At 66.3% G+C, this 23,181-nt stretch carries 35 protein-coding genes and 1 pseudogene; 3 read left to right on the top strand and 33 right to left on the bottom strand.

Annotated features, from left to right (window positions below):
• Positions 1–8: 8 nt before the first annotated feature.
• From FMP39_RS23490 to FMP39_RS23480, 3 genes are read right to left on the bottom strand one after another with little or no spacing between them, the layout of a single operon-like run.
• Positions 9–1,709: an FHA domain-containing protein gene (locus tag FMP39_RS23490; protein ID WP_141592475.1), complete on the bottom strand. Its 1,701-nt coding sequence runs from the start codon at positions 1,707–1,709 to the stop codon at positions 9–11.
• A 55-nt stretch (positions 1,710–1,764) separates the two neighbouring features.
• The gene (locus FMP39_RS23485; protein ID WP_186817663.1) at positions 1,765–2,940 is read right to left on the bottom strand and encodes a hypothetical protein; all 1,176 of its coding nucleotides are present in this window, start codon (positions 2,938–2,940) and stop codon (positions 1,765–1,767) included.
• Positions 2,937–3,551 carry a deoxynucleoside kinase gene (locus FMP39_RS23480; protein WP_011553366.1) on the bottom strand — a complete coding sequence of 205 codons (615 nt, stop codon included), beginning with the start codon at positions 3,549–3,551 and terminating at the stop codon, positions 2,937–2,939. Before FMP39_RS23480 ends, FMP39_RS23485 begins: the two co-directional genes overlap by 4 nt.
• A gap of 235 nt (positions 3,552–3,786) precedes the next feature.
• On the opposite strand from FMP39_RS23480, the gene FMP39_RS23475 reads away from it, so the two are divergent.
• The 3 genes from FMP39_RS23475 (at position 3,787) to FMP39_RS23465 (ending at position 6,692) form a co-directional block, all read left to right on the top strand.
• Positions 3,787–4,581 carry a 1-acyl-sn-glycerol-3-phosphate acyltransferase gene (locus FMP39_RS23475; RefSeq protein WP_141592474.1) on the top strand — a complete coding sequence of 265 codons (795 nt, stop codon included), beginning with the start codon at positions 3,787–3,789 and terminating at the stop codon, positions 4,579–4,581.
• 14 nt (positions 4,582–4,595) lie between these two features.
• Positions 4,596–5,975, top strand: a complete 1,380-nt coding sequence (locus FMP39_RS23470; RefSeq protein ID WP_141592473.1) for a lipopolysaccharide assembly protein LapB — start codon at positions 4,596–4,598, stop codon at positions 5,973–5,975.
• A 132-nt stretch (positions 5,976–6,107) separates the two neighbouring features.
• Complete coding sequence (locus FMP39_RS23465) at positions 6,108–6,692, top strand: hypothetical protein (protein ID WP_228558270.1); 585 nt, start codon at positions 6,108–6,110, stop codon at positions 6,690–6,692.
• 103 nt (positions 6,693–6,795) lie between these two features.
• Here FMP39_RS23465 and rplQ read toward each other — a convergent pair whose 3' ends face one another.
• The 30 genes and pseudogenes from rplQ to tuf form a co-directional block, all read right to left on the bottom strand.
• Positions 6,796–7,215: a 50S ribosomal protein L17 gene (rplQ, locus tag FMP39_RS23460; RefSeq protein ID WP_011553362.1), complete on the bottom strand. Its 420-nt coding sequence runs from the start codon at positions 7,213–7,215 to the stop codon at positions 6,796–6,798.
• A 183-nt stretch (positions 7,216–7,398) separates the two neighbouring features.
• Complete coding sequence (locus tag FMP39_RS23455) at positions 7,399–8,421, bottom strand: DNA-directed RNA polymerase subunit alpha (RefSeq protein ID WP_011553361.1); 1,023 nt, start codon at positions 8,419–8,421, stop codon at positions 7,399–7,401.
• Positions 8,422–8,564: 143 nt separating this feature from the next.
• Complete coding sequence (gene rpsD, locus FMP39_RS23450) at positions 8,565–9,191, bottom strand: 30S ribosomal protein S4 (protein WP_141592471.1); 627 nt, start codon at positions 9,189–9,191, stop codon at positions 8,565–8,567.
• A 69-nt stretch (positions 9,192–9,260) separates the two neighbouring features.
• Entirely contained in the window at positions 9,261–9,701 is a 441-nt protein-coding gene (gene rpsK, locus FMP39_RS23445) for a 30S ribosomal protein S11 (protein ID WP_140862539.1), read from the bottom strand.
• Positions 9,702–9,762: 61 nt separating this feature from the next.
• Positions 9,763–10,146 (bottom strand): 30S ribosomal protein S13, encoded by a 384-nt coding sequence (rpsM, locus tag FMP39_RS23440; RefSeq protein ID WP_011553358.1) that lies wholly within the window; start codon positions 10,144–10,146, stop codon positions 9,763–9,765.
• Between the two features lie 54 nt (positions 10,147–10,200).
• Positions 10,201–10,317: a 50S ribosomal protein L36 gene (rpmJ, locus tag FMP39_RS23435; RefSeq protein ID WP_011553357.1), complete on the bottom strand. Its 117-nt coding sequence runs from the start codon at positions 10,315–10,317 to the stop codon at positions 10,201–10,203.
• 73 nt (positions 10,318–10,390) lie between these two features.
• Positions 10,391–10,609, bottom strand: a complete 219-nt coding sequence (infA, locus tag FMP39_RS23430; protein WP_002614803.1) for a translation initiation factor IF-1 — start codon at positions 10,607–10,609, stop codon at positions 10,391–10,393.
• 356 nt (positions 10,610–10,965) lie between these two features.
• Positions 10,966–11,613, bottom strand: coding sequence for an adenylate kinase (locus FMP39_RS23425; RefSeq protein ID WP_141592470.1), 648 nt, complete (start codon positions 11,611–11,613; stop codon positions 10,966–10,968).
• 163 nt (positions 11,614–11,776) lie between these two features.
• Positions 11,777–13,123 (bottom strand): preprotein translocase subunit SecY, encoded by a 1,347-nt coding sequence (gene secY, locus FMP39_RS23420; protein ID WP_090491527.1) that lies wholly within the window; start codon positions 13,121–13,123, stop codon positions 11,777–11,779.
• Between the two features lie 134 nt (positions 13,124–13,257).
• The gene (gene rplO, locus FMP39_RS23415; protein ID WP_011553354.1) at positions 13,258–13,785 is read right to left on the bottom strand and encodes a 50S ribosomal protein L15; all 528 of its coding nucleotides are present in this window, start codon (positions 13,783–13,785) and stop codon (positions 13,258–13,260) included.
• Between the two features lie 20 nt (positions 13,786–13,805).
• Positions 13,806–14,075: a 50S ribosomal protein L30 gene (rpmD, locus tag FMP39_RS23410; RefSeq protein WP_011553353.1), complete on the bottom strand. Its 270-nt coding sequence runs from the start codon at positions 14,073–14,075 to the stop codon at positions 13,806–13,808.
• A gap of 3 nt (positions 14,076–14,078) precedes the next feature.
• Positions 14,079–14,600, bottom strand: coding sequence for a 30S ribosomal protein S5 (gene rpsE, locus FMP39_RS23405; RefSeq protein ID WP_011553352.1), 522 nt, complete (start codon positions 14,598–14,600; stop codon positions 14,079–14,081).
• Between the two features lie 22 nt (positions 14,601–14,622).
• A complete protein-coding gene (gene rplR / locus FMP39_RS23400) occupies positions 14,623–14,979 on the bottom strand; it encodes a 50S ribosomal protein L18 (RefSeq protein ID WP_026114014.1) in 357 nt (118 codons plus the stop codon).
• 108 nt (positions 14,980–15,087) lie between these two features.
• A complete protein-coding gene (rplF, locus tag FMP39_RS23395) occupies positions 15,088–15,654 on the bottom strand; it encodes a 50S ribosomal protein L6 (protein ID WP_141592469.1) in 567 nt (188 codons plus the stop codon).
• 64 nt (positions 15,655–15,718) lie between these two features.
• On the bottom strand, positions 15,719–16,135 hold the full coding sequence (gene rpsH / locus FMP39_RS23390; protein WP_011553349.1) for a 30S ribosomal protein S8: 417 nt from the start codon (positions 16,133–16,135) through the stop codon (positions 15,719–15,721).
• 162 nt (positions 16,136–16,297) lie between these two features.
• Positions 16,298–16,483, bottom strand: coding sequence for a type Z 30S ribosomal protein S14 (locus FMP39_RS23385; RefSeq protein ID WP_011553348.1), 186 nt, complete (start codon positions 16,481–16,483; stop codon positions 16,298–16,300).
• Between the two features lie 27 nt (positions 16,484–16,510).
• A complete protein-coding gene (gene rplE, locus FMP39_RS23380; protein ID WP_020478749.1) occupies positions 16,511–17,164 on the bottom strand; it encodes a 50S ribosomal protein L5 in 654 nt (217 codons plus the stop codon).
• 181 nt (positions 17,165–17,345) lie between these two features.
• Complete coding sequence (gene rplX, locus FMP39_RS23375; RefSeq protein ID WP_011553346.1) at positions 17,346–17,681, bottom strand: 50S ribosomal protein L24; 336 nt, start codon at positions 17,679–17,681, stop codon at positions 17,346–17,348.
• A gap of 43 nt (positions 17,682–17,724) precedes the next feature.
• A complete protein-coding gene (gene rplN / locus FMP39_RS23370; RefSeq protein WP_002633598.1) occupies positions 17,725–18,093 on the bottom strand; it encodes a 50S ribosomal protein L14 in 369 nt (122 codons plus the stop codon).
• Positions 18,094–18,160: 67 nt separating this feature from the next.
• Positions 18,161–18,487 (bottom strand): 30S ribosomal protein S17, encoded by a 327-nt coding sequence (gene rpsQ / locus FMP39_RS23365; RefSeq protein WP_194858534.1) that lies wholly within the window; start codon positions 18,485–18,487, stop codon positions 18,161–18,163.
• Positions 18,488–18,577: 90 nt separating this feature from the next.
• On the bottom strand, positions 18,578–18,784 hold the full coding sequence (rpmC, locus tag FMP39_RS23360) for a 50S ribosomal protein L29 (RefSeq protein WP_011553344.1): 207 nt from the start codon (positions 18,782–18,784) through the stop codon (positions 18,578–18,580).
• A gap of 45 nt (positions 18,785–18,829) precedes the next feature.
• The gene (rplP, locus tag FMP39_RS23355) at positions 18,830–19,249 is read right to left on the bottom strand and encodes a 50S ribosomal protein L16 (RefSeq protein ID WP_002633601.1); all 420 of its coding nucleotides are present in this window, start codon (positions 19,247–19,249) and stop codon (positions 18,830–18,832) included.
• Between the two features lie 66 nt (positions 19,250–19,315).
• Positions 19,316–19,978 carry a 30S ribosomal protein S3 gene (gene rpsC, locus FMP39_RS23350; RefSeq protein ID WP_002633602.1) on the bottom strand — a complete coding sequence of 221 codons (663 nt, stop codon included), beginning with the start codon at positions 19,976–19,978 and terminating at the stop codon, positions 19,316–19,318.
• Positions 19,979–20,019: 41 nt separating this feature from the next.
• Positions 20,020–20,364 (bottom strand): 50S ribosomal protein L22, encoded by a 345-nt coding sequence (gene rplV / locus FMP39_RS23345; protein WP_013939877.1) that lies wholly within the window; start codon positions 20,362–20,364, stop codon positions 20,020–20,022.
• 35 nt (positions 20,365–20,399) lie between these two features.
• Complete coding sequence (rpsS, locus tag FMP39_RS23340) at positions 20,400–20,687, bottom strand: 30S ribosomal protein S19 (protein ID WP_002633604.1); 288 nt, start codon at positions 20,685–20,687, stop codon at positions 20,400–20,402.
• Between the two features lie 9 nt (positions 20,688–20,696).
• Entirely contained in the window at positions 20,697–21,542 is an 846-nt protein-coding gene (rplB, locus tag FMP39_RS23335; protein ID WP_141592467.1) for a 50S ribosomal protein L2, read from the bottom strand.
• Between the two features lie 34 nt (positions 21,543–21,576).
• Entirely contained in the window at positions 21,577–21,870 is a 294-nt protein-coding gene (locus tag FMP39_RS23330) for a 50S ribosomal protein L23 (protein ID WP_002633606.1), read from the bottom strand.
• Positions 21,867–22,490, bottom strand: coding sequence for a 50S ribosomal protein L4 (gene rplD, locus FMP39_RS23325; protein ID WP_002633607.1), 624 nt, complete (start codon positions 22,488–22,490; stop codon positions 21,867–21,869). The genes FMP39_RS23330 and rplD overlap by 4 nt, the downstream gene beginning before the upstream one ends.
• Positions 22,491–22,543: 53 nt before the next feature.
• Positions 22,544–22,852: a 30S ribosomal protein S10 gene (gene rpsJ, locus FMP39_RS23320; RefSeq protein WP_002633608.1), complete on the bottom strand. Its 309-nt coding sequence runs from the start codon at positions 22,850–22,852 to the stop codon at positions 22,544–22,546.
• A 201-nt stretch (positions 22,853–23,053) separates the two neighbouring features.
• A pseudogene (gene tuf, locus FMP39_RS23315) lies at positions 23,054–23,181 on the bottom strand (elongation factor Tu); the annotation flags it as partial.

The following is a 23,181-nucleotide window of genomic DNA, read 5'->3' as shown; positions in this document are numbered from 1 at the left end:
GGCCTGACTCACTCCCGGCGTCCCCGCTCCACCGCGAGCCCGTACTCCTCAATCTTCTTGTCCAGCGTGGGGCGGCTGATGCCGAGCAACGCCGCGGCGCGGACCTTCTTTCCCGACGCCTCGCGCAGGGCTTCGGCGATGGCATCCCGCTCCAGCCGGGCCACGCGTCCCTGCAACGTCTTCGCGCCCTCGTCGCCGCCCTCCTGGAACTCCGGGGGCAGTTGCAGCGCGCCCACTCGGCTCGCCGCGTACAGCAGGCCCAGGCGCTCCCCCACCAGCTCCAGCTCCCGCAGGTTCTGCGGCCACCCGTACTCCGTCAGCAGGCGCCGGGCCTCGGGACTGAGCGTCGGTGGCTCCTTGCGAATCCGGCGGGCCGCGCGCGCCGAGAACTGCTCCAGGAGCGGCAGCACGTCCGCACGCCGCTCGCGGATGGGCGGGACATCCAGCTCGAAGCCCGACAGCGCCCGAGCCAACGAGGCCTCCACGTCGCCGCGCGCCGCCAGCAACGACACCGACGCGGGCGCGGTGGCCAGCACCCGCACGTCCACGGGCTCCTCGCCACCTTGCCGCGCGGGCGCTGAACGGCGCGCCAGGGCCCTCGCCAACCGCTCCGAAGCAGGCCGCGCGAGCGACTCCACGTGGAGCAGCACCAGCGAGCCCCCATCCGCGCGCAGCAGCGCGGAGACGACAGGCGGCTGCCCGGGCCCGCTCGCCCTGCCGAACAGCACCTCCTCCACGGCGTCGGCCGGCTCCCGGCAGTCCACCACGATGAAAGGCCCCAGGGCCCGAGGCGACCGCGCATGGACGAAGCGCGCCAGCAGCGCCTTGCCCACGCCCGGCTCGCCATGAATCACCACCGGCGCGGCGCTGGCGGCCACCCGGCGCGCCAGCTCCAGCAAGGCCCGCAGCGGCCGGGACGTCCCGGAGAGCGCGGCCACGGGCGGCTCCGCATCTACGCGGGAGCGCACGGTGGTGTAGGCCTCGCCCCCCAACCGTCCCAGCGCCGCGAGCAACTGGCCCTCGCCCTCACTGAACTTCGGCTCCGCCCGCGTCACGTACAGCACGCCGAAGGGCATGCCGCCTGAGGCGACCAGGGGCGCGCAGAGGACGTCATCCGTCTGGACCAGCTCCTTGCGCTCCAGCGCGGCCTGCGCCAGCGCACGCGGCATCGTCAGCGCATCCGCGCCCGCCACCGCCGCGGTGAGCAAGCCATCACTGCTGCCTAGCAGTGCGGCCGCGCGGTCGGCATTGAGTGCGTGCGCGACCTCATCCGCCAGGCGCCGCAGAACCAGGGCGCCACTCGTCGCGCCCAGCAGGGCAATGCCCGCCGAGTACATCGCCGCCGCCGCGCCCACGTGAGGCAGCACTTCCTCGATGGGCACCTGCCCCATCTTCTCCGGCCCGTCGGCCACCAGGGTCACCGGGGGCGGCTCGAAGAGGGCCGTCGTCACGCCCACGCGCACCTGGTCACCGGGCTTGAGCACCACCTCATCCACGAGGCGCTCGCCGTTGACGAACGTCCCGTTGCGCGAGCGCAAGTCGCGGATGCGCGCCAGCCCGTCCAGAACGGAAATCAGCGCGTGCTTGCGGGAGACCTGATGGTCATCCAGCGGGATTTCACACGATGGACTGCGGCCAATCGTCGCCTCCGCGAGTACGTCGTGACGACGCCCCGCGGAAGGACCGGTGAGCAGCAGGAGGGCGGGCATGGGGCGCGGAGCCTAGCGCCCCGCGATGGCTGGGCAAGGCCCCCGGCGCCGCTTGCTACATCGGCCGTTCGGCGTTCAGGAGTTCACGGAGTTCCCGCTCGTCCAGCGCCCGGCCTTCCCGGCTGATGGCCAGCGCGTTGACCTGGGTCTCCGCGACCTCCACGTGGGCACCCTTACGCCACTCGGTTGTATGCACCGCGCCATCAACGAGCTTGCCCACCACGGAGCCCTCATCCCGGCCCATGACCTCCAGCCACAGGTTCTCCGTGACGGTGTTCCCTTCGGGATGGGTGTCGAAAGGAGCACGCACCAGGAAGGTGAGCGGCTCCATCAGGCCCTTGCGCTGGAAGCGCGCCAGGAAGGACGGGAGCACCAGTTGGGCCTCCCGCCGCATGGCCTGGGTCTGCTCCTCCGGCTCCTTCTCGAAGCGCTCACGATAGGGCGCCAGGAGCTGGGACGTGTTGTGCCGGCCCAGCGGGGACACCACGGTGAGGAAGAGCCCCTCATGGCCCTCGAAGGTGTCCAGGGGAACGCCCAGCAGGTTGGCGCGGGCCTCTTCCGAGGGCACGAGCGTGAAGACCTGCCCCTCGCTGGTGCCTACCTGAGTGCGCAGCGCCGGCCCCTGTCCAAAGGCCAGGTCGGTGCACAGCTCGTGAAGAAAGCTCTCCGCGGCCAGCAGGTCCTTCTCGGCCAGGTGGAAGATTTCCAGGTCCCGGGCCCCGAACTTCTCCATCCCGTGCGAGTGCACCCACAGGGGCGTGTCCCCCTCCGTCGCCTCCACGGCATGGAGGTGGACATGGTCGCGGATGTCGAAATCCAGCTCCGTGATTTCCGCCACGTCGTCGGGCTCGTGGAGCTTGAAGGCGGTGAGGTCCACCAGCACGCCCTGCACGTGCTCCAGCAGCGTGCGCACGGCCCACAGGGCCTCGAAGACAGGCAGCGTGGGCTGCGCCCCGCCCGGCTCCACGGACAGATGGTAGTAGGCCTTGGCGCGCCCCAGCCGCTCGAAGGCCTCCGGGCTGCCGCTGAACACCTCCTTGCGGAAGCGCGGCAGTCCCTCGGAGCCCCGCGTCAGGCGCACCAGCACCTCGGAGCCGTCCGCCCGCAGGGTGAACCCCTCGCCGTCCGCGTCCGGGGTGAACTCCACCTCATCGTTCGCGAAGGACGCGCGCAGTGCATCGAGGGGAGCCGGGCCCTCCTGCTCCGTCGCCAGCAGGTAGACCTCCATCACAGGTGCTTCTCGATCTGCCGGAAGAGGTCCACGCGGTCCACCAGGTTGGTCAAATAGTCGAGCTTGTCCGTGGGAAGCACGAGCACCGGTGACAGGCGGTAGCCCTCGAACCACTCCTCATAGAGGGCATTGAGGCGCTGCAGGTAGCGGGTGGGGATGTCCCGCTCCATGGCCCGGCCACGGATGCGGATGCGTTCACGAATCGTCTGCACAGGGCAGCGGAGGTAGATCATCAGGTCGGGGGGCCGCAACGACTCCGAAATCGTCTCGTACAGCTCGCAGTACGTCTTCCAGTCCCGCTTGTCGATGAGCCGCTGCCGGTGGAGGTTCTTGGCGAAAATCTCCGCGTCCTCATAGAGGGTGCGGTCCTGAAGCACCGTCCCGGAGGTGCGCTCCAGCTCCCGGTGCAAGCGGAACTTGTGCGTCAAGAAGAAGAGCTGTGAGCGGAACGCCCACGTCTTCATGTCCTTGTAGAAGTCCGCCAGATAAGGGTTCTGGTCGTTGGGTTCGAAAGAGGGCGTCAACCCGTACTTCCGGCAGAGGAAGGACGTCAGCTCCGTCTTTCCGGCGCCGATGTTGCCCGCGATGGCGATGAACTTTTTCCTGGCCACACCACCCCTGCTTGTAACCCCGCCGAGCGACGCGCACCAGAAACAACGTGTAGGTAGGACGTGGTAGAAGAAGTGCATGCCCCCCCGTCGTCCCGTTCAACGCGTGACAGGTGCCGCCGTCCTCCCTCGTGGGAGTCGCCGCCTGACCGCCTGGCCAGGGAGCTTCGGCGGGCAAGCCCGCGGGCCCGGGCACCTTCCGGCTCTGAACATCGGCCCCCAGGAGGCGGGCTGAGGGATGCGCAAGCTCTTTTGCATTTTCGTGGCGGGCGTCTGGACGCTCTTCTGTTTCCCCCTTGCCCTCTTGGCGATGCTGCTCACGCTCAACCCATCGCGCTCCATCTGGGTGGCGCGCGAGCTCTGGTCGCCCGTGCTGCTGTGGGCAGGAGGCGCGAAGCTGGAAATCATCGGCCAGGAGAACGTGGACCCGAATCGGCCCACCATCTACGTGGCCAACCACCAGTCCACCATCGACATCCCGGCGCACTTCCTGGCCGTCCCCATCCCTTTCCGCTACGTCGCCAAGACGCAGCTCAAGTGGGTGCCCCTCATCGGCTGGTACCTGGCGCTCGCGGGCCACGTCTTCATCAACCGGTCCAACCGCTCCAAGGCCATCGCCTCGCTCAACGCGGCAGCGGCCAAGATTCGCGGCGGCACGAGCATCTTCCTGTATCCGGAAGGCACCCGCTCGACGGACGGCCGCGTCCTGCCCTTCAAGAAGGGCCCCTTCGCCCTGGCGCTGAAGGCCCGCGTCCCCGTCTGCCCCGTCACCATCGAGGGCTCTGGCGACCTGATGCCCAAGTCAACCTGGAACATCACCCCCGGTCCCATCCGCGTGAAGATTGGCCAGCCCATCGACACGACCGCGTTCGCCGAGAACGACCGCGAAGGGCTGGCCCGAGCCGTCCGCGCCGTCATCATCGCGGACAGCCTGTCCCTCGGGGGCAAGGGCGGCGACGTGGATGACGCCGTGGCCGCCGCGGGCGCCGAGGGCGTCAGCGACGCGAGCGCCCGAGCCCTCTCCTCCACCTGAGACGCCTCTCCGAGATGACCATTCGCCACCTCCGTTCCCGTCCCTGGATTCGCGCCGCGGTACTCGGCGTCGGCCTCCTGACTGGTTGCAGCACCACCTCCTCCAACTCCGCCAAGGCGCGCCCCACCGATCCGCTCTCCCAGGCGCGGGCCTACCTGGACGAGCACCAGCCCACGAAGGCCCTGGGGCTGCTGACGGACCTGCACCGGCAGACGCCGGACGACCTGGACGTGGCGCGCTCGCTCACCGAGGCCTACGTGAAGGCGGGGCAGACGGACGCGTGGATCGCGGAGCTCCAGAAGCGAATCGCGGCGGGTGAGCGCGCGGTCGACCAGTACATGCTGGGCCTCGCCCTCTTCTCACGCGCTCGCGACGCGGGGGCGCCCAGCGTCGCCGCCTTCGAGCGCGCCGCGACCCTGGCACCGGACACCGCGGAGTTCCACTACCGGCTGGGGCTCGCGCAGCTGGAGTCCGAACAATACACGGAGGCGCTCGGCCCCCTGCGGCGCGCCACGGCGTTGGAGCCAGCCCGCACCGCCTGGCGCCTGCCGTTGGCCAAGGCGCTGCACCGCACGGGAGACGCGCCCGGAGCCGTGGAAGCCCTGGGCACGGTGGTGCGGGGCCAGCCCACGCCGGCCGAGGTCACCACCGCGCGGGCATTGATGGAGCAGATCGCGGATCCGTTCTCCGGCTTCCCCAAGGCCGCCGAGGCCAAGCTGGAAGAAGGCATGCGCTACCTGAAGGACCTGGATGCGCCCCAGCACGCCATCCTCGCCTTCGAGGAGATCTTGCTCGACTACCCGGACGTCGCGGTGGTGCATGCCCTGCTGGGCCTGGCCTACCAACGCCTGGATGACGCGGGTCGCGCGGTGGATGAGTTCAAGCAGGCCATCGAACGCGCCCCCCGCGACGGCAAGAACCACTTCTATCTGGGCGAGCTCTACCTGGCGCGCCAGCGCCCCGACGCGGCCCGCCTCTCCTTCGAGAAAGCCGTGGCGCTCCATCCACTGCTGGAGACCGCGTGGTTCCACCTGGGTGACATCCACCTGGAGCGCAGGGACCTCACGGCCGCCCGCGAGTCCTTCACCGTGGCCACCGCCCTGGCACCGGAAGCCGTGGCGATGCGAGGCAAGCTGGCGCTCGTGTACCAACTGGAGGGTGACTTCGCCGCCGCCGAGCGCGAGCTGCGCCGCGTGGTCGAAAAGGACCCGGAGAACATGGAGTTCAGCCTGCGGCTGGGGTTGCTCTACACGGAGCAGGCGATGAAGGCTTCGCGCCCCGAAGCGCGGAAGACAGCGGCCAGCGAGGCTGAGCGTTGGCTGATGAAGGTGCTGGAGACCCAGCCTGAAAACGCGGTGGCGTCACGCGCGCTTCAGCAACTCAAGGCACAGTAGCCATCCACGGGCCCAGCCCTCTACACTCGTTGTCCGATGAGCGACGGTCGCAAGCCCCCCCAGCCTGGAACGCAGCCTCCTCGGGCGGCGTCTCCGTCTGGCTCTCAGCCGCGCACGCCGACGAACCCCGGCATGCCGCGCGCACCCAGCCAGTCCAACCTGCGGGTGATGTCCGCCGCGCGCGCCGAGCCGCTCCTGAAGGAGAAGCCAGACGGACCGCTGGGGAAGCGCCTGGCAGGAGATGCGTCAAACCACCTCCTCAATGGCCTCTCCATCCTCAAGGAGCTGGTCGCGGATTTCCGACGGAGCGACCGCTTCTTCAAATACAAGGCGTCCATCATCGCCGGCTGGCTGGTGATGACGGTGACGAGCCTGGCCATTGCGTGCCCGGGCAGCACGGTGCGCAAGGGGGACATGGACGCGCGCCTGGTGCTCAGTGACAGGTTGGACCGGCCCTCGGTCACCATCTGGAACGAGAGCAAGGAGCCTTGGTACGACGTCACCCTCACCGTCAACGGGCAGTACCAGGCGGCGGTGCTGACGGTGGCCCCAGGTGAGTTCATCACCATCACTCCCAAGCAACTGATGGGCTCCAGCGGCGCCGCGCCCGCGGACCTCCGCTTCCAGTCCATCCAGATGCGCAGCCGGGATGACAGCGCGGACCTCACCGAGGACCTCAACGCCGCCTGGGAGCGCATTCACAAGCCGCAGCGGTAGTCCGCCGTGGAAACACGAAGGGCGCCCTTCCTCTCGGAAGCGCGCCCTCGCGTTGCTCCCAGCCCCTTCTCACGAAGGGGCCAGGTATGCAGTCCGTGCTGGACTACTCCGCCTTCGTCTCTTCCGCAGGCGCAGCCGCCTCGGTGTCGACGGGAGCGGCCTTCTCCGGCCGGTCCACGAGCTCCAGGAGGGCCATCTCCGCGGCGTCGCCCCGGCGGAAGCCGAGCCGAACGATGCGGGTGTAGCCACCGGGACGGCTGGCGTACCGGTCCTTGTACTCGCCGAACACCTTCTGCAGCACGTCGCGGTCCTTGACCGTACGGGCCGCCAGGCGAACGTTGGCGAGGCCGCCACGCTTGCCCAGGGTGATGATCCGCTCCGCGATCTTCCGGGCCTCCTTGGCCTTGGGAAGCGTGGTGCGGATGGCCTGGTGCTCCAGCAGCGAGGTCACCATGTTGTTGAGCATCGCGAGCCGGTGGCTCGTGCTGCGGTGAAGCTTCCTCTGTCCGACCTTATGGCGCATCGTCGTGCTCCGGAGTCCTGGTGAGGACTCCACCACTCCGGCCGTATCAGGTACCGGGTGGGATGGGCGGACCCGGCACGAGGCCCGCCGCTGTCATTTGGACCGGAAGACGTCCCAGCCCCCTCCCCTCGCGCCGCTGACCGCCGTACCGCGGCCGCGTGGGGAGGCCCTGCGTGAACCCTACTACGCCTTCGGCTGCGCGGGAGCCGGCGCCTGCTTCGGCGGCCAGTTCTCCAGCTTCATGCCCAGCGACAGGCCCATCTCCGCGAGGATCTCCTTGATCTCCTTCAGAGACTTGCGGCCGAAGTTCTTCGTCTTGAGCATCTCGGCCTCGGTGCGCTGCACGAGGTCGCCAATGGACTTGATGTTCGCCTGCTGCAGGCAGTTCGCCGAGCGGACCGACAGCTCGAGCTCATCCACCGAGCGGAACAGGTTCTCGTTCAGCTTCGCCTCTTCCTTCGGCGCCTCGGCGACGACGGGCTCCTCCGTCTCGTCGAAGTTCACGAAGACGGTGAGCTGCTCCTTGATGATCTTCGCCGCGTACGCCACCGCGTCCTGCGGGGACACGGAGCCGTCCGTCCAGACCTCGAGCGACAGCTTGTCGAAGTCCGTGACCTGACCGACGCGCGCGTTGGTGACCTGGTAGTTCACCTTGCGGATGGGCGAGAACAGCGAGTCGATGGGGATGGTGCCGATGGGCGAACCGGCGACCTTGTTCACGTTGGCCGGCGTGTAACCACGGCCGCGGCGGCAGGTCAGCTCCATGCGGAGCTTGCCACCCTCGGAGATTGTGCAGATGTGGTGGCCCGGGTTGAGGATCTCGGTGTCCGGGTCGGTGATGATGTCACCGGCCTTGACCTCCTTGGGGCCCTCCGCCTCGATGCGGAGCGTCTTCGTCTCGTTCGTGTGCATCCGAAGGAGGACTTCCTTCAGGTTCAGCACGACGTCCGTGACGTCCTCGGACACCTCGGGGATGGTCGTGAACTCGTGGTCCACGCCTTCAATCTTGACGGTGGTGATGGCGGCGCCCTGCAGCGACGATAGCAGCACCCGGCGGAGCGAGTTGCCCAGCGTCGTACCGAAACCGCGCTCGAGCGGCTCCGCGACGAACTTGCCGTAGGTGGGGGTCGCGCTGTCCTGATCCACCTCCATGCGACGGGGCTTGATCAGGTCACGCCAGTTCTTCGCAACGAACGTATCAGCCATGGTGTACCGCTCCTCGGTTCGTGCCGCACCACCGACTTACCCACCGGCCTGGCGGGAGGATGCGCACGCGGGGACTGCAACTGCTTGAAAGCAAGACGCCCCGGCCTCGTCGGCCAGGGCGTCCACTGCGACATCCAGCGTGCTTACTTCGAGTAGAGCTCGACGATGAGCTGCTCGGAGATGGGCATCGTCAGGTCCTCACGGTTCGGAACCGTGGTGACCGTGCCCTTGAACGCCTTCTTGTCCAGGGAGATCCACTGCGGAACGCCACGGCGGTCCACCGTCTCCAGCGCCTCGGAGATGCGGAGCACCTTGCGGCTCTTCTCCACCACCTCCACCGCGGTGCCCGGCTTCACGGCGAACGAGGGGATGTTCACCTTGCGGCCGTTCACCTGGAAGTGACCGTGACGCACCAGCTGGCGCGCCTCGTTGCGCGTGTCCGCGAAGCCCATGCGGAACACCACGTTGTCCAGACGGAGCTCCAGCTGCTGCAGGAGGTTGTCACCCGTCTTGCCCTTGGCGGCGGACGCGCGGTGGTAGTAGCCGCGGAACTGGTTCTCCAGCAGGCCGTACATGCGCTTGACCTTCTGCTTCTCGCGCAGCTGCACGCCGTAGCCGGAGAACTTCACGCGGCCCTGGCCGTGCTGACCCGGGGGATAGGGGCGGCGCTCAATGGCGCACTTGTCCGTGTAGCAACGGTCGCCCTTGAGGTACATCTTCAGGTTTTCGCGCCGGCAGATACGGCAGGCGCTGGCAGTGTAACGAGCCATTGAGAGGTCCTTAGAGGTGATCTGGAGCCGCCCTCACACCAAGGTGCAAGGGCAGCCCTGACGAAGGGGTTAGACGCGGCGACGCTTGGGCTGACGGCATCCGTTGTGCGGGATGGGCGTCACGTCGCGGATGAGGTTGATCTTCAGACCGGCGGCCGCCAGCGCGCGCAGCGCCGACTCGCGGCCCGCGCCCGGGCCCTTCACGAACACGGACACGTTCTTCAGGCCGTGCTCCATCGCCTTCGCCGCGGCGTCGCCAGCGGCCACCTGCGCCGCGAACGGGGTGGACTTGCGGCTTCCCTTGAAGCCACGCGCCCCGGCGGACGACCAGGAGATCACGTTCCCGGACACGTCCGTGATCGTGATGATGGTGTTGTTGAACGTGGACTGGATGTGGACCACGCCGTTGAGGATGCTCTTCTTGCCCTTGCGCTTCGACTTCTTCGCGGCAGGGGCCTCGCCCTCGGCGCCCGTGGACGCCGCAGCCGAAGTATTGATCTCGTCAGCCATGTGAATTGCTGCTCCTGGGAGGAGGTGATCGACGCCGGCACCTTACGGGCCAGCGCTGCGTTTACCGGGCCGGAGCTGCCGGCTTCGCCCGGACGATGCCCCGCTTCGGACCCTTGCGGGTACGCGCGTTGGTGTGGGTCCGCTGGCCACGAACCGGCAGGCCCTTGCGGTGACGAAGGCCCCGGTAGCAACCCAGGTCCATCAGCCGCTTGATGTTCATGGTGACTTCGCGCCGGAGGTCGCCCTCCACCTTGTAGCTGGCCTCGATGATCTCGCGGATCTTGCGGGCCTGCTCCTCGGTGAGGTCCTTGGTCCGGGTCGTGGGATCGATGCCCGCCGCAGCAATGATGTCTTGCGCGGACTTGTTGCCGATCCCGTAGATGTACTGGAGCGAGATCACCGCGCGCTTGTTGGGCGGCAGATCGATGCCGGCGATACGAGCCATCTTCGGTCTTCCTTCTTAAGTGGAGTTGGTCTGAAGCCAACGGCCGCTTGGCCGTTAGCCCTGGCGCTGCTTGTGCCGGGGGTTGGAGGCGCAAATGATGCGCACGATTCCCTTACGGCGAACAATCTTGCACTTGTCGCAGATCTTCTTGACGGACGCCCGTACCTTCATTGGAGCGAACTTCCTTCCTCAGCTAAAGAAAAGCCCAACGGGCGGCCCGCCATTCCCAGGCGGGTGCACCCTACTACTTCGCCCGGTACGTGATCCGCCCGCGCGTCAGGTCGTACGGAGACAGTTCGACCTTCACCTTGTCACCCGGGAGGATGCGGATGAAGTGCATCCTCATCTTGCCCGAGATGTGCGCGAGCACCTTGTGGCCGTTGTCCAGCACCACGCGGAACATCGCGTTCGGGAGGGGCTCCATCACGGTCCCCTCGACTTCGATGGAATCATCCTTCGGCAAGCGTCAGACTCTCTTCCCCGGACCACGAACCTCTTGGAAGCGCGGCGGGATAGCACTTTGGTCCGCAAGTGGCAAGCGTCGCGCGACTGCAAAACTTGGTTTCCTACTAACCCCTCATAACAGCGGGCTACTTCACCCGCAGTCATGGGAAAATCAACTCAATCTGTGAGACCCACGTCAAGGCCCACACCTGGAGCGGGTGCTCTCCCGGCGGGGTGAAAATGCGCCCATCCTTGACGGGAGTCCAGATCCCCCAGGCCGGAGCTCCCCATGTCCAGCGAAAGCAAGCTCCGTCGCTGAAGCGACGAACCGGCGAGGAGGTACCAGCCAGGCCGGTACCCCACCCGCCAGATGGATCAGGCCTTGCCCGCAGCGGCCTTGATCTCCTCGTAGATGCCCTCGGGCGCACCCACGCCGTCCACGCTCTTGAGCAGGCCCTTCTTCTCATAGAAGGCCTTCAGTGGCGCCGTCTCCGAGTCGTACTTCTGAAGGCGCTTCTCGATGACCTCGGGCATGTCATCCGGGCGCTGGACAAGCCCGGTATTGCACTTGTCACAGTACCCCGCCCGCTTCGGCGGGCTCTGGTAGACGTGGTAGACGCTGCCGTCCACCGGGCAGACCCGGCGGCCGGAGCCGCGCTCCACCAGCTTCGCGTGCGGCACCTCGAGCGAGATGACGGCGCTCAGCTGCTTGCCTAGGCGACCCAGCATCTTGTCCAGCGCGTCCGCCTGGCCTGGCGTGCGCGGAAAGCCGTCCAGGACGAAGCCCTTGGCCACGTCCGCCTCCTTGAGGCGCTCCTCGACGATGCCAATCACGACGTCGTCCGGGACGTACTGCCCGGCGGCCATCAGCGGGCCAGCCACCCGGCCCAGCTCCGTGCCCTCCGCGACTGCTTTGCGGAGGATGTCCCCGGTGGAGATCTGGGGGATCTGGAAGTCGGCGAACAGTCGCTTCGCCTGCGTACCCTTCCCCGCGTTCGGCGGCCCCAACAGGATCAGGTTCATGTGTCCTCTCAGCTCCGAAGGAAGGCACGGAAGTCGTAGGACTCAAACCCCCGAGCGCGCTCCGTGTGCACCAGCGAATATCCTTGAACAACACCTAGCCTGGGAACGACGAGGCGCCCCTCCCCGCGACGGGGAGAGGCGCCCGGAACGCCCGCGCGGAGGCTCAGGCCGCCACGCGCACCCGACCCCGGATGCGCGGGCCGCGAGGGCCGGCGAAGCCCTCGTAATTACGACTGATGAGATGGCCCTCGATCTGCTGCACCGTATCCAGCGCCACGCCCACGACAATCAGCAGCGCCGTGCCGCCGAAGGTGAACCGCACCCCCAGCAAGCCGCTGATGACCGACGGAATCACGCAGACGACCGACAGGTAGATGGCACCACCGAACGTGAGCCGGTTGAGCACGCGCTCGATGAACTCCGCCGTCTGACGGCCCGGACGGATGCCCGGGATGTAGCCACCCTGCTTCTTGATGTTGTCCGCCACGTCGTCCGGCCGGAACGTCAGCGCCGTATAGAAGTAGGCGAAGAAGATGACCATCACGACGAACAGCCCGTTGTAGATCCACAGGTTGCCTTCGATGGCGCGCTGGAACCCCTGGAGGAACGGGAACCAGGTTCCCAGCGTGGCCGGGAAGGACAGCACTGCGCCCGCGAAGATGGGAGGAATCACGCCCGAGGTGTTCACCTTCATCGGGAAGTACGTCGCCTGGCCGGCGAACATCCGCCGCCCCGCCATCCGCTTGGCGTACTGGATGGGGATGCGCCGCATGCCGCGCTCCACGTAGACGACCGCGGCGATGATGATGAGCATGAAGACGACCAGCGCCAGCACCTCGGCCATCGAGATGACGTCCTGACGGGTCAGGTCCAGCAACTGCTTCGCGCCCGGGAGCAGGCCCGCCACGATACCGGCGAAGATGATGAGCGAGATGCCGTTGCCGATGCCGCGCTCGGTGATGCGTTCACCCAGCCACATGATGAAGGCCGTGCCGGCCGTGAGGCTGACCACCGTCATGAAGGTGAACCAGGCGCTGTCGTCGGGGACGACCACCTGGTTGAAGCCGCTCTGGCCACCGTCGGAGCGGCCCAGCGACGCCAGCCACCGCGAGATGCCGATGCCCTGCACGACGGAGAGCGCGATCGTGCCGTAGCGGGTGTACTGGTTGATCTTCTGCCGGCCGCCGGCACCTTCCTTCTGCAGCCGCTCCAGGCTGGGTACGACCACGGCGAGCAGCTGCATGATGATGGAGGCGCTGACGTACGGCATGATGCCCAATCCGAAGATGGACATCTGCTCCAGCGCGCCGCCGGAGAAGAGGTTGAATAGCGAGACGAGGCCGCCCGACTGCTTCTGGGCGTCCATGAACGCGTTCATCGCCGAACGGTCCACGCCTGGCGTGTTGATGAAGATGCCGATGCGATAGACGGCGAGCAGCGCGAGCGTATACGCGAGCCGACTGCGCAGCTCAGCGATACGGAAGACGTTGGCGAAGGCGTTCAGAGCCACGGGGTAGCCATCCTCTTCGAGAGGGTTCTGCCAGGACGACAAAACGCCCCTGTTCCACGAGTGGGAAAGGGGCGCAGAAGCCTACACAAGCGAAACTGCGCGCACCACCAGCAAGTGATGCGCGCCAGGCACGCTCAGGCCTTGGGCTGCCGAGGAGCCTTGACGCCCTTGCCAGCGTGCGCCTTGGCCGCGGACTCCGGCTTGTGGGCCACCAGCGGAATCTCTTCCACTGCGCCGCCCGCCTTCTGGATGGCCGCCTTCGCCGCCTCAGACGCCTTGTGCACGACCACGGTGACCTTCTTGGTCAGTTCGCCGCGGGCCAGCAGCTTCACGCCATGGTAGCGGCCCTTGACCAGGCCGACCTTGCGCAACGTCTCCACGTCCGCCGTGGCGCCGGCATCGAAGTGCTGCTCGAGGTCCGACAGGTTGACGACCGCGTAGACCGTCCGGTTCGGCGGCGTGAAGCCAAACTTCGGCAGGCGCCGCTGCAGGGGGCTCTGGCCACCCTCGAAGCCTTCGAACCGCATGTTGCCGGTGCGGGCCTTCTGGCCCTTGCCACCACGGCCGGCCGTCTTGCCAAGACCACTACCCTGGCCGCGGCCTACGCGCTTCTTGCGGTGCCACGAGCGCGCCGGACGCTGCAGTTTGTTCAGAGTGCTCATCGTCTCGATCCTCTCGTGACTCAGGCCTTGTTCTGCTTGGCCTGATACGCGATCGCCCGCTCCCGCAGGGCAATCTTGGCGGGCTTGCGGCGCTTGGGCGCCGGCGCATCGCCGGAAACGGTTTCCAGGGTGACCAGGTGCTTCACCTTGAACGCCATCCCGCGAACCGCAGGCGTGTCCTTGAGGAGCCGCTCGTCACCGAACTTCTTCAGGCCCAGCCCACGGATGGTGTCCAGCATGTCGCTGGACGCACCCGCAAAGCTCTTCACCAGCTTCACCTTGAGCGCCATGGGCTAGCCCCTCTGCTCCCCGGCGAGCTTCGCCGGCTCGACGTCCTTGCCACGGAGACGCGAAACCTGCTCCGCGCTGCGCAGCAGCTTCAGGCCAGCGACAGTGGCCTTCAGCACGTTGTGCGGGTTCCGCGACCCCTGGCTCTTGGTCAGGATGTTCCGGATGCCCGCCGCCTCCAGCACCGCGCGAACCGCGCCGCCGGCGATGACGCCCGTACCCTGGGTGGCCGGCTTCAGCAGCACCCAGCCAGCGCCGAAGTGCCCGAGCACCTCGTGCGGAATGGTGTGACCCACGAGCGGGACGCGGAACAGGTTCTTCTTCGCGTTCTCACCACCCTTGCGGATGGCCTCGGGGACTTCGTTGGCCTTACCCAGGCCGACGCCCACGTGTCCGGCGCCGTCCCCCACCACCACCAGGGCGGCGAACGAGAAACGGCGGCCGCCCTTCACGACCTTGGCCACGCGGTTGATATTCACCACGCGGTCGGTGAGGTCCAGATCGTTCGGATTGATCGGAGTTGCCACTTGGGGGATTCCTTTCGAATTCTTAGAACTTCAGCCCGGCCTCGCGCGCGGCGTCGGCCACGGCGGCGATGCGCCCGTGATAAGGGAAGCCGTTGCGGTCGAACACCACCGCTTCGACGTTGGCGGCCTTGCACTTCTGCGCAATCAGAGCACCAACCCGCTTCGCATCCGCCTTCTTGTCGCCCTCGTCCTGACCCTTCAGGTCCTTGGACAGCGACGAGGCAAACGCGAGCGTCTTGCCCGTGGTGTCGTCCACCACCTGCGCGTAGATGTGCTTGAGGCTCTTGTACACGGTGAGCCGCGGCCGCTCTGTCGTACCCGACAGCTTCTTGCGGATGCGGTTCTTCCTCTTGAGACGGGCTTCAATCTTCGTAGGCATGGCTGCTTCCTTTTCCGTCCGGAGGCGATGCGGCCTTCCGCCTCCGGATGATGCCACCAGGTCCCGAGGACCCGGTGGAGTTTGGAACACTTAGGAAAGACAGGACGACTAGGTCGTACCGGTCTTGCCCTCCTTGCGGCGGATGCGCTCCTCGGCGTACTTGATGCCCTTGCCCTTGTAGGGCTCGGGGGGACGCAGCGAGCGGATGTTCACCGCCGTCGCGCCCAGCGCTTCCTTGTCTGAAGAACGGAGCGTCAGGCCCACGGTGGGCAAGCTGTCCTCGTTGCGCGGCGCCTTGTCGACTTCGGCGGTCACGCCCTCGGGCAGGTTGAACACCACCGGGTGCGAGAACCCCAGCGCGAAGTGAATGGCCTTGCCCTTCACCTCGGCGCGGAAACCAACGCCGCGAATGTCCAGCTTCTTCTCGAAGCCCGTGCTCACACCCTTCGCGGCGTTCGCGAGGATGGTCCGGGTCAGGCCGTGCAGGCTGCGCGCCTCGCGCGAGTCATCCTCGCGCTGCACGGTCATCTCGCCGTCCTTGATCTCGACCTTGACCTTGCCAGGCAGCTTCACCGACAGCTTGCCCTTGGGGCCCTCGAAGTTCACCTGCTCGCCGGCGATGACGGCCTTCGTCTTGTCGCCGAGCTTGATCGCCAGTTTTCCAATCCGACTCATGGTTGCCTCGGTCCTGTGTGCCTGGGGCGCGCTCCCTCACGGGGCGCCGCACCCTGGCGGCTGGCTAGTAGACGGTGCAGAGCAGCTCGCCGCCGACCTTCTGCTTGCGGGCCTCGGAATCCACCATGATGCCGCGGGAGGTGGACAGGATGGAGATACCCAGGCCACCCAGCACCTGCGGAATCTCACGCGCGGCGGCATAGCGACGCAGGCCCGGCTTCGACACACGACGGATACCGGTGATGGCAGGCGCACGGTCCGGACCGTACTTCAGCTGCACGGAGATCTCAGGGAACACCGTGCGCTTGTTCTGCACGGTCTGCTCGTGCACCACGAACTCGCCGATGTAGCCCTCGTCCTTGAGGACCTTGATGATCTCGAGCTTGAGCTTCGAGTGGGGGATGACGACCTTGTCGTGACGCGCGCGCGAAGCGTTGCGCAGGCGGGTCAGCATGTCGCCGACGGGATCATTGACCGGCATGGAGTACCTTCCCAAACGAGGCCCCATACCGGGCGCCCCGCGTTCGCGGCCATCGCGCCTGCCGGGCCCATCCCGGGGGTTCGCGCTGACCGCCACTACAAACTTCCTACTTCAATGTGCCTGGCCGGCCGATGAGGCCCGCCAGGCACCCTGCCCTTCTGGCTACCAGGACGACTTGGTAACGCCGGTGACCTCACCGCGGAGAGCGCGGTTGCGGAGGCAGATACGGCACATCTTGAACTTGCGCAGGAACGCGCGCGGCCGGCCACACAGCGGGCAGCGGTTGTACTGGCGCACCGAGAACTTCGGCTTGCGCTTTGCCTGGGCGATCTTGGAGAGCTTGGCCATGTTTCGTCGGGTCCTTGACTCGAGGGCTTACTGACGGAACGGCATGCCGAAGTGACGCATCAGCGCCAGCCCCTGCTCGTCGTTGGCAGCAGTGGTGACGAAGCTGATGTTGAGCCCCTTCACCTTCTCGATCTGGTCGTAGTTGATCTCAGGGAAGATGATCTGCTCGCGCACGCCGAGCGTGTAGTTGCCCTTCCCGTCGAACGCCTTGGGGGACACGCCCTTGAAGTCACGCACGCGCGGCAGCGCCACGGTGATGAGGCGGTCCATGAACTCGTACATACGGTCGCCGCGCAGCGTGACGGCGGCACCGATGGCCTGCCCCTGGCGCAGCTTGAAGTTCGCGATGGACTTGCGGGCGCGCGTGACGATCGGCTTCTGGCCGGTGATCGCCGCGAGCTGCTCCACCGCCGACTCCAGGATCTTGTTGTTGGCGAGCGCCTCGCCCAGACCCATGTTGACGACGATCTTCTCCAGACGCGGAACCTGCATCGGGTTCTTCAGGCTCAGCTCCTTCAGGAGGGACGGAACACCTTCCTTGAAGAAACGGACCTTCAGACGGGCCGGCTTGGACTCCAAGCCTTCCTCGATATTGGCGGCGAAGCCAACCTTCTTGGCCTCTTCCTTCTTGCCCCGCTTCGCCTTCTTTTCCTTCTGCTCGGCCTTCTTCTCGTCAGCCATCGTCCTGTCCTCTGCTTCGGGGCGCCGTCGTGGACCCAGCACGCCCGATCAGTCCTTCGTATGGAACCTGGAAACACCGCGAGGGCCCCTGTTGCTCCACGGGCCCTCCATGCCTGCACGCCCGCCCTTCGCCACCACCAGGGTGGGCAAAGGGCGCGCATACATGCACCAACGCGGACACCTAGTCAATCAGGGCGTCGCAGTTCTTGCAGAACCGCTTCTTCTTGCCCTCTTCACCTTCAGTACGGATGCCCACTCGGGTCGGCTTGTCGCACTTGGCGCAAACCACCTGCACGTTCGCCAGCGCGATCGTGCCCGGCTTCTCGACGATGCCGCCTTCCGGGCTCTGGGGCGTCTTCTTCATGTGACGCTTGACCAGGCGCAGGCCCTCGACCGTCACGCGCTCAGCCTCGCGATCGATCTTCAGTACCTTGCCGCGCTTGGTCGCCGGGTTCTTCTCGGAGGCTTCGGCCCCGGCCATGACCTGGATCGTGTCTCCAACCTTCAGCTTCTGCATGGCTTCCTCTCTCTGGCTGCTCGCCGTCCGGCCTGCCGTCCTCTCAGAGGACTTCGGGCGCCAGCGAGATGATCTTCATGAACTTGCGGGCGCGGAGCTCACGGGCCACCGGCCCGAAGATACGCGTACCAATGGGCTCCATGTCCTTGTTGATGAGGACCGCGGAGTTGCCGTCGAACTTGATGTAGCTGCCGTCCGGACGACCCACCTCGCGCTTGGTGCGAACGATGACGGCCTTGGCCACGTCACCCTTCTTCACCTTCGAGTTGGGAAGCGCCTCGCGCACCGAGACGACAATCACGTCGCCGATGGACGCATACTTGCGCTTCGAACCACCGAGCACCTTGATGCAGAACACCTTCTTCGCGCCCGAGTTGTCCGCCACGTCGAGCACGCTCGTCATCTGAATCATCTGGGAATCTCCTGTCGCCGGTGACCATCCCGCGCCGCCTCACGGCCGCGCGGAAGGGACATGCGTGCTAGACGTTCTTGCTCTTCTCCAGCACCTCGACCACGCGCCAACGCTTGTCCTTCGAAGCGGGCTTGGTCTCGGCGATCCGGACCCGATCACCCTCGTTGATGGTGACCTTCTTGGGGTAGTCGTGATCCTCCACGTGCGCCTTGTACTTCTCGCGCAGGCTCATGATCTTCCCGTACTTCGGGTGCGGAGCCCGGCGCTGGACGGTGACGACCACCGTCTTCTGCATCTTGTTGGAGGTGACAATCCCCACGCGCGTCTTGGGACGGCCACGGGTGGAAGTCTCGGAAGCCTGCGTCTCGGTCGCTTCAGCCATCTTCTCTCTCACTGTCTCTCATGCACCCGGGCATTGGCGCCCGGATGGCCGCACGCGCTCCTCTATCAGCTGAGCGCGCTTGGAGTCGTGGGTGTTCAGCCCTTAAGCCTTCGTCTTCTGGGTCAGCACGGTCAGAACCCGCGCCAGGTCCCGTCGGTGCTGGGTGCGCTCGGCCGGGTTGTCCAGCGAACCGGTCCGCCGCTTCAGCTGGTCCTGGAACAGCGTTTCGCGCAGCTCGGCCGCGCGCTGCTTCAGGTCGTCCGCCGACAGTTCCTTCAATTCCTTCGCAGTCGCCATTTCACTCTCCATGCGAGCGGAAGCTGTCCAGGGGACCAGCTCCCGCCGCTCGGTGCCTTAGAGGCTCAGGTCCGCCCGCTTCACGATCTTCGTGAGCACCGGCAGCTTCGCCTGCGCCAGCTTCAGCGCCCCGGTGGCCACTTCCGGCGTCATACCCTCCATCTCGTAGAGGATGCGGCCGGGCTTCACCACCGCGACGTAGTACTCCACGCCACCCTTACCGGTACCCATACGGGTCTCAGCGGGCTTCTTGGTGATGGGCTTGTCCGGGAAGATACGGATCCAGATCTTGCCGCCACGCTTCACGTGACGCGTCATCGCGATACGAGCCGCCTCGATCTGCCGGGAGGTGATCCACCCCGGCTGGAGGCTCATCAGGCCGTACTCACCGTAGGTCATGTCGCTACCCCGGTGGGCACTGCCAGGCATGCGGCCCTTGTGCATCTTGCGGTACTTCGTACGAGCAGGCTGAAGCATCGTCGCTGTCCTTCGCCGCCCTGCCCCGGGCGCCCCTTTTGGGAGCGCCCGGCGCGGGTGGGCTGATTACCGGTTGGAGGGCATGGGGGCCTGGCCACCCTTGCCCGGGAGGACCTCGCCCTTGCAGACCCAGACCTTGCAGCCGATCTTGCCGTAGGTCGTCTTCGCCTCGGCGAAACCGTAGTCAATGTCCGCGCGCAGGGTGTGCAGGGGCACGCGACCCTCGCGGTACCACTCGTAGCGCGCCATCTCCGCGCCACCGAGGCGGCCCGAGCAGGCCACGCGGATGCCCTTGGCACCGAACTTCATCGCCGTCTGCAGGGCCTTCTTCATGGCCCGGCGGAACGCGATGCGGCGCTCGAGCTGCGTGGCGATGTTCTCCGCCACCAACTGCGCGTCGGTCTCAGCCTTGCGGACCTCGACGATGTTGAGGAAGACCTCGTTCTTCGTGAACTGCTGGAGGTCCTTCTTCACCGTCTCAATGCCCGCGCCGCGCTTGCCGATGACGATGCCCGGCCGCGCAGTGTGGACGTTGACCTTGACCTTGTTGGCCGCGCGCTCGATCTCCACCTTCGACACGCCCGCGTGGTTCAGCGACTTCTTCACGAACTCGCGGATGCGGATGTCCTCGTGGAGCCACTGCGCGTAGTTCTTGTGCTCGAACCACTTGGAGTCCCAGGTCTTGATGACACCAAGCCGGAACCCGATCGGATGAACTTTCTGTCCCAACGTGATTCTCCTTGAAGCGTCCGGGCAGGGCCCGACGGGTCCTACTTCTTCGCCTCGGCGAGCACCACGTGGACGTGGGCCGTCTTCTTCTTGATGGGGGTGGCCCGGCCCATGGCGCGCGGCATGAACCGGCGCTGGGTGGGACCCTGGTCCACGGAGATGGTCTTCACGTAGAGCGTGTCCACGTCGACCTGGCCCTTGGACTTGTCAGTCGCGTTGGCCACGGCGCTCTTGATGAGCTTCTCCACCGGCTTGGCCGCGGCGCGCTTGGTGAACTTCAGGATGTTGAGGGCCGCCTCAACAGGCTTGCCCCGGACGAGCTCCGCAACGGTGGAAATCTTGCGGGGGCTCATGCGCAGGAAACGCAGATGTGCAGTCGACTCCATGGTCTTCTCCTCAGGCTCTCAGGCAATGCGCCAGGCTACTTGCCCGGGGCCTTGGCGACCTTCTTCTCCGCCGAGTGACCGCCGAACGTACGCGTCGGGGCGAACTCGCCGAGCTTGTGGCCAACCATGTTCTCCGTGACGAACACCGGGATGAACTTCTTCCCGTTGTGCACCGCGAAGGTGTGACCCACGAACTCCGGAAGAATCGTGGAGCGACGGGACCACGTCTTTACGACGGCCTTCTTGTTCGTCTTGATCATGTCCTCGATCTTCTTCACGAGGAAGTCGTCGACGAACGGACCCTTCTTGATCGAACGAGCCATGGAATCCTCTTACTGGCTGCGCGCGCCCTGGCGGCGGCCGGACACGATGAACTTGTCAGTGCGCTTGTTGGTGCGCGTGGTGAGCCCCTTGGTCTTCTTGCCCCAGGGCGACACAGGGTGCGGGTTACCCTGACCGGACTTGCCTTCACCACCGCCGTGCGGGTGGTCGACCGGGTTCATCGCCAGACCGCGGACGGTGGGACGAATGCCCAGCCAGCGGCTCTTACCCGCCTTGCCGATACGGATGATTTCGTGCTCGATGTTGCCGACCTGGCCCACGGTGGCGCGGCACTCGATGAGGACCTTGCGGACGGTGCCGGAGGGCATACGCACCTGCGCGTAACGGTCCTCCTTCGCCATCAGCTGTCCGGACGTGCCGGCGGAGCGGATGACCTGGGCGCCACGGCCCGGCTTCAGCTCCACGTTGTGGATGACTGTACCCACCGGGATGTTCTGCAGCGGCAGGCTGTTGCCAGGCCGGATGTCCGCGCCTTCGCCGGCGAACACCGTGTCACCCACGCTCAGACCCACCGGAGCGAGGATGTAACGCTTCTCGCCGTCCGCGTAGTGCAGCAGGGCGATGTTGGCGGTGCGGTTGGGGTCGTACTCGACGGCCACGACCTTCGCGGGGACGCCATCCTTGTCCCGGCGCTTGAAGTCGATGACGCGGAAGCGGCGCTTGTGGCCGCCGCCCTGGTGCCGGCGGGTGATGTGCCCGTGGACGTTGCGACCACCGGAGCGCTTGAGCGGCTCGGTGAGGCTCTTCTCGGGCGAGTCCTTGGTGATGTCCGCGAAGTCGGACACCGTCATCAGACGGCGGGCGGCGCTAGTCGGCTTGTACTTCTTGATGCCCATGGTGTGTTCCTCAGGCTGGCTCGACGCCGTGGCGTCAGGCCGCCCCTCCCTCGAAGAGTTCGATCGAGTCGCCCTGCTTCAGCGTCACAACCGCCTTCTTGAAGTTGGGCCGCTTGCCGATGCTACGACCCACCCGCTTGATCTTGCCGCGGACGATGTTGGTGTTCACGCCCTCGACGGTGACCTTGAAGAGCGTCTCCACCGCGCGGGCGACGTCGTGCTTCGTCGCCTTGCGGTCGACGATGAACGAGTACTGGCGGAACTTCTCGCGGGCCTTGTCCAGCTTCTCGGTGATGAGCGGGCCCTTGATGACGTCGTTCAGATTCATGACAGCGCCCCCTCGAGGGTCTTCGCGGCCGCGGACGTGAGGACGAGGTGCGAGTGCCGGAGAACGGCCTCGAGGTTCAGGCCCTCGGGCGGCAGCACGTCGAACTTCGCCAGGTTGCGCACGCTGCGGTGCAGGTTGGTGTTGCCCTTGTCGTCAATCACCAGGGCGTTCTGGAGCTTCAGACGCTTGGTGAGGACCTCGAAGGCCTGCTTGCTCTTCGGAGCATCCAGGGAGAAGCCGTCCAGGATGATGAGCGTCTTCTCCTGGGCCCGCAGGGACAGCGCGGACTTCAGGGCGCCGCGGCGCACCTTGCGGGGCGGGCGGTAGAAGTAGTCGCGCGCCTTGGGAGCCATCGCCTTACCGCCGCCCACCCAGTGGGAAGCGCGGATGGAGCCCTGACGAGCGCGGCCGGTGCCCTTCTGCTTCCAGGGCTTCTTGCCGCCGCCGCTGACCAGCGAGGTGTTCTTCACCCCGACCGTGCCGCGGCGCCGGTTGATCTGCTGCATCTTCGCCACCTCGTAAAACAGGTGGGCGTTCGGCTCGGTGCCGAAGACATCGTCGGAGAGCTCAATCTCCGACACCTTCTTCAAATCCAGGTCGACAACGTCAAACTTCGCCATGGCACTTTCCTCGCGGGGGTCGGAGTGAAACCACTCGAACGCCCACCCGCTTCCTAGGACTTGATCTCGACGTCAACGCCAGCCGACAGATCCAGCTTCATCAGCGCATCCAGCGTCTGCTGCGTGGGCTCGAGGATATCGAGCAGGCGCTTGTGCGTGCGGATCTCGAACTGCTCACGGCTCTTCTTGTCCACGTGCGGAGACCGCAGCACCGTGAACTTGTTGATGCGCGTGGGAAGGGGGATCGGACCGGCCACCTTCGCGCCTGTGCGCTTGGCCGTCTCGACGATCTCACCCGCGCTCTGGTCCAGGAGCTTCGAGTCGTACGCCTTCAGCCGGATGCGGATCTTCTGTGTCGCCATTCGCAAGAACCTCTTTGAACGGACTCTGCCTCTGCCGCGGGAGGGCGTTACGACCGACGTCCCCTGGATTTCACAGAGCCGTTTCTTCAGAACGAAGGGGCGCGGTGTGTACCATCCCGCCCCAGGGTGTGCAACATGATTCCCAACGGCTCCCTGAAATTTCCCGGAATTGGGAACGCAGGGAGCCACTGGGGGTTTGCGCTACTCGATGATTTCCGCCACGACGCCGGCGCCCACGGTGCGGCCACCCTCGCGAACAGCGAAGCGCAGCTCCTTCTCCATGGCCACAGGGGTGATGAGCTCCACCTCGATGGCGATGTTGTCGCCCG

The organism is Myxococcus sp. AB056 (assembly GCF_006547365.1).
In the GTDB taxonomy this organism is placed as follows: domain Bacteria; phylum Myxococcota; class Myxococcia; order Myxococcales; family Myxococcaceae; genus Myxococcus; species Myxococcus virescens.
Note: the sequence above shows the minus strand (reverse complement) of the source record. Positions and strands in the feature narration are given on the sequence as shown.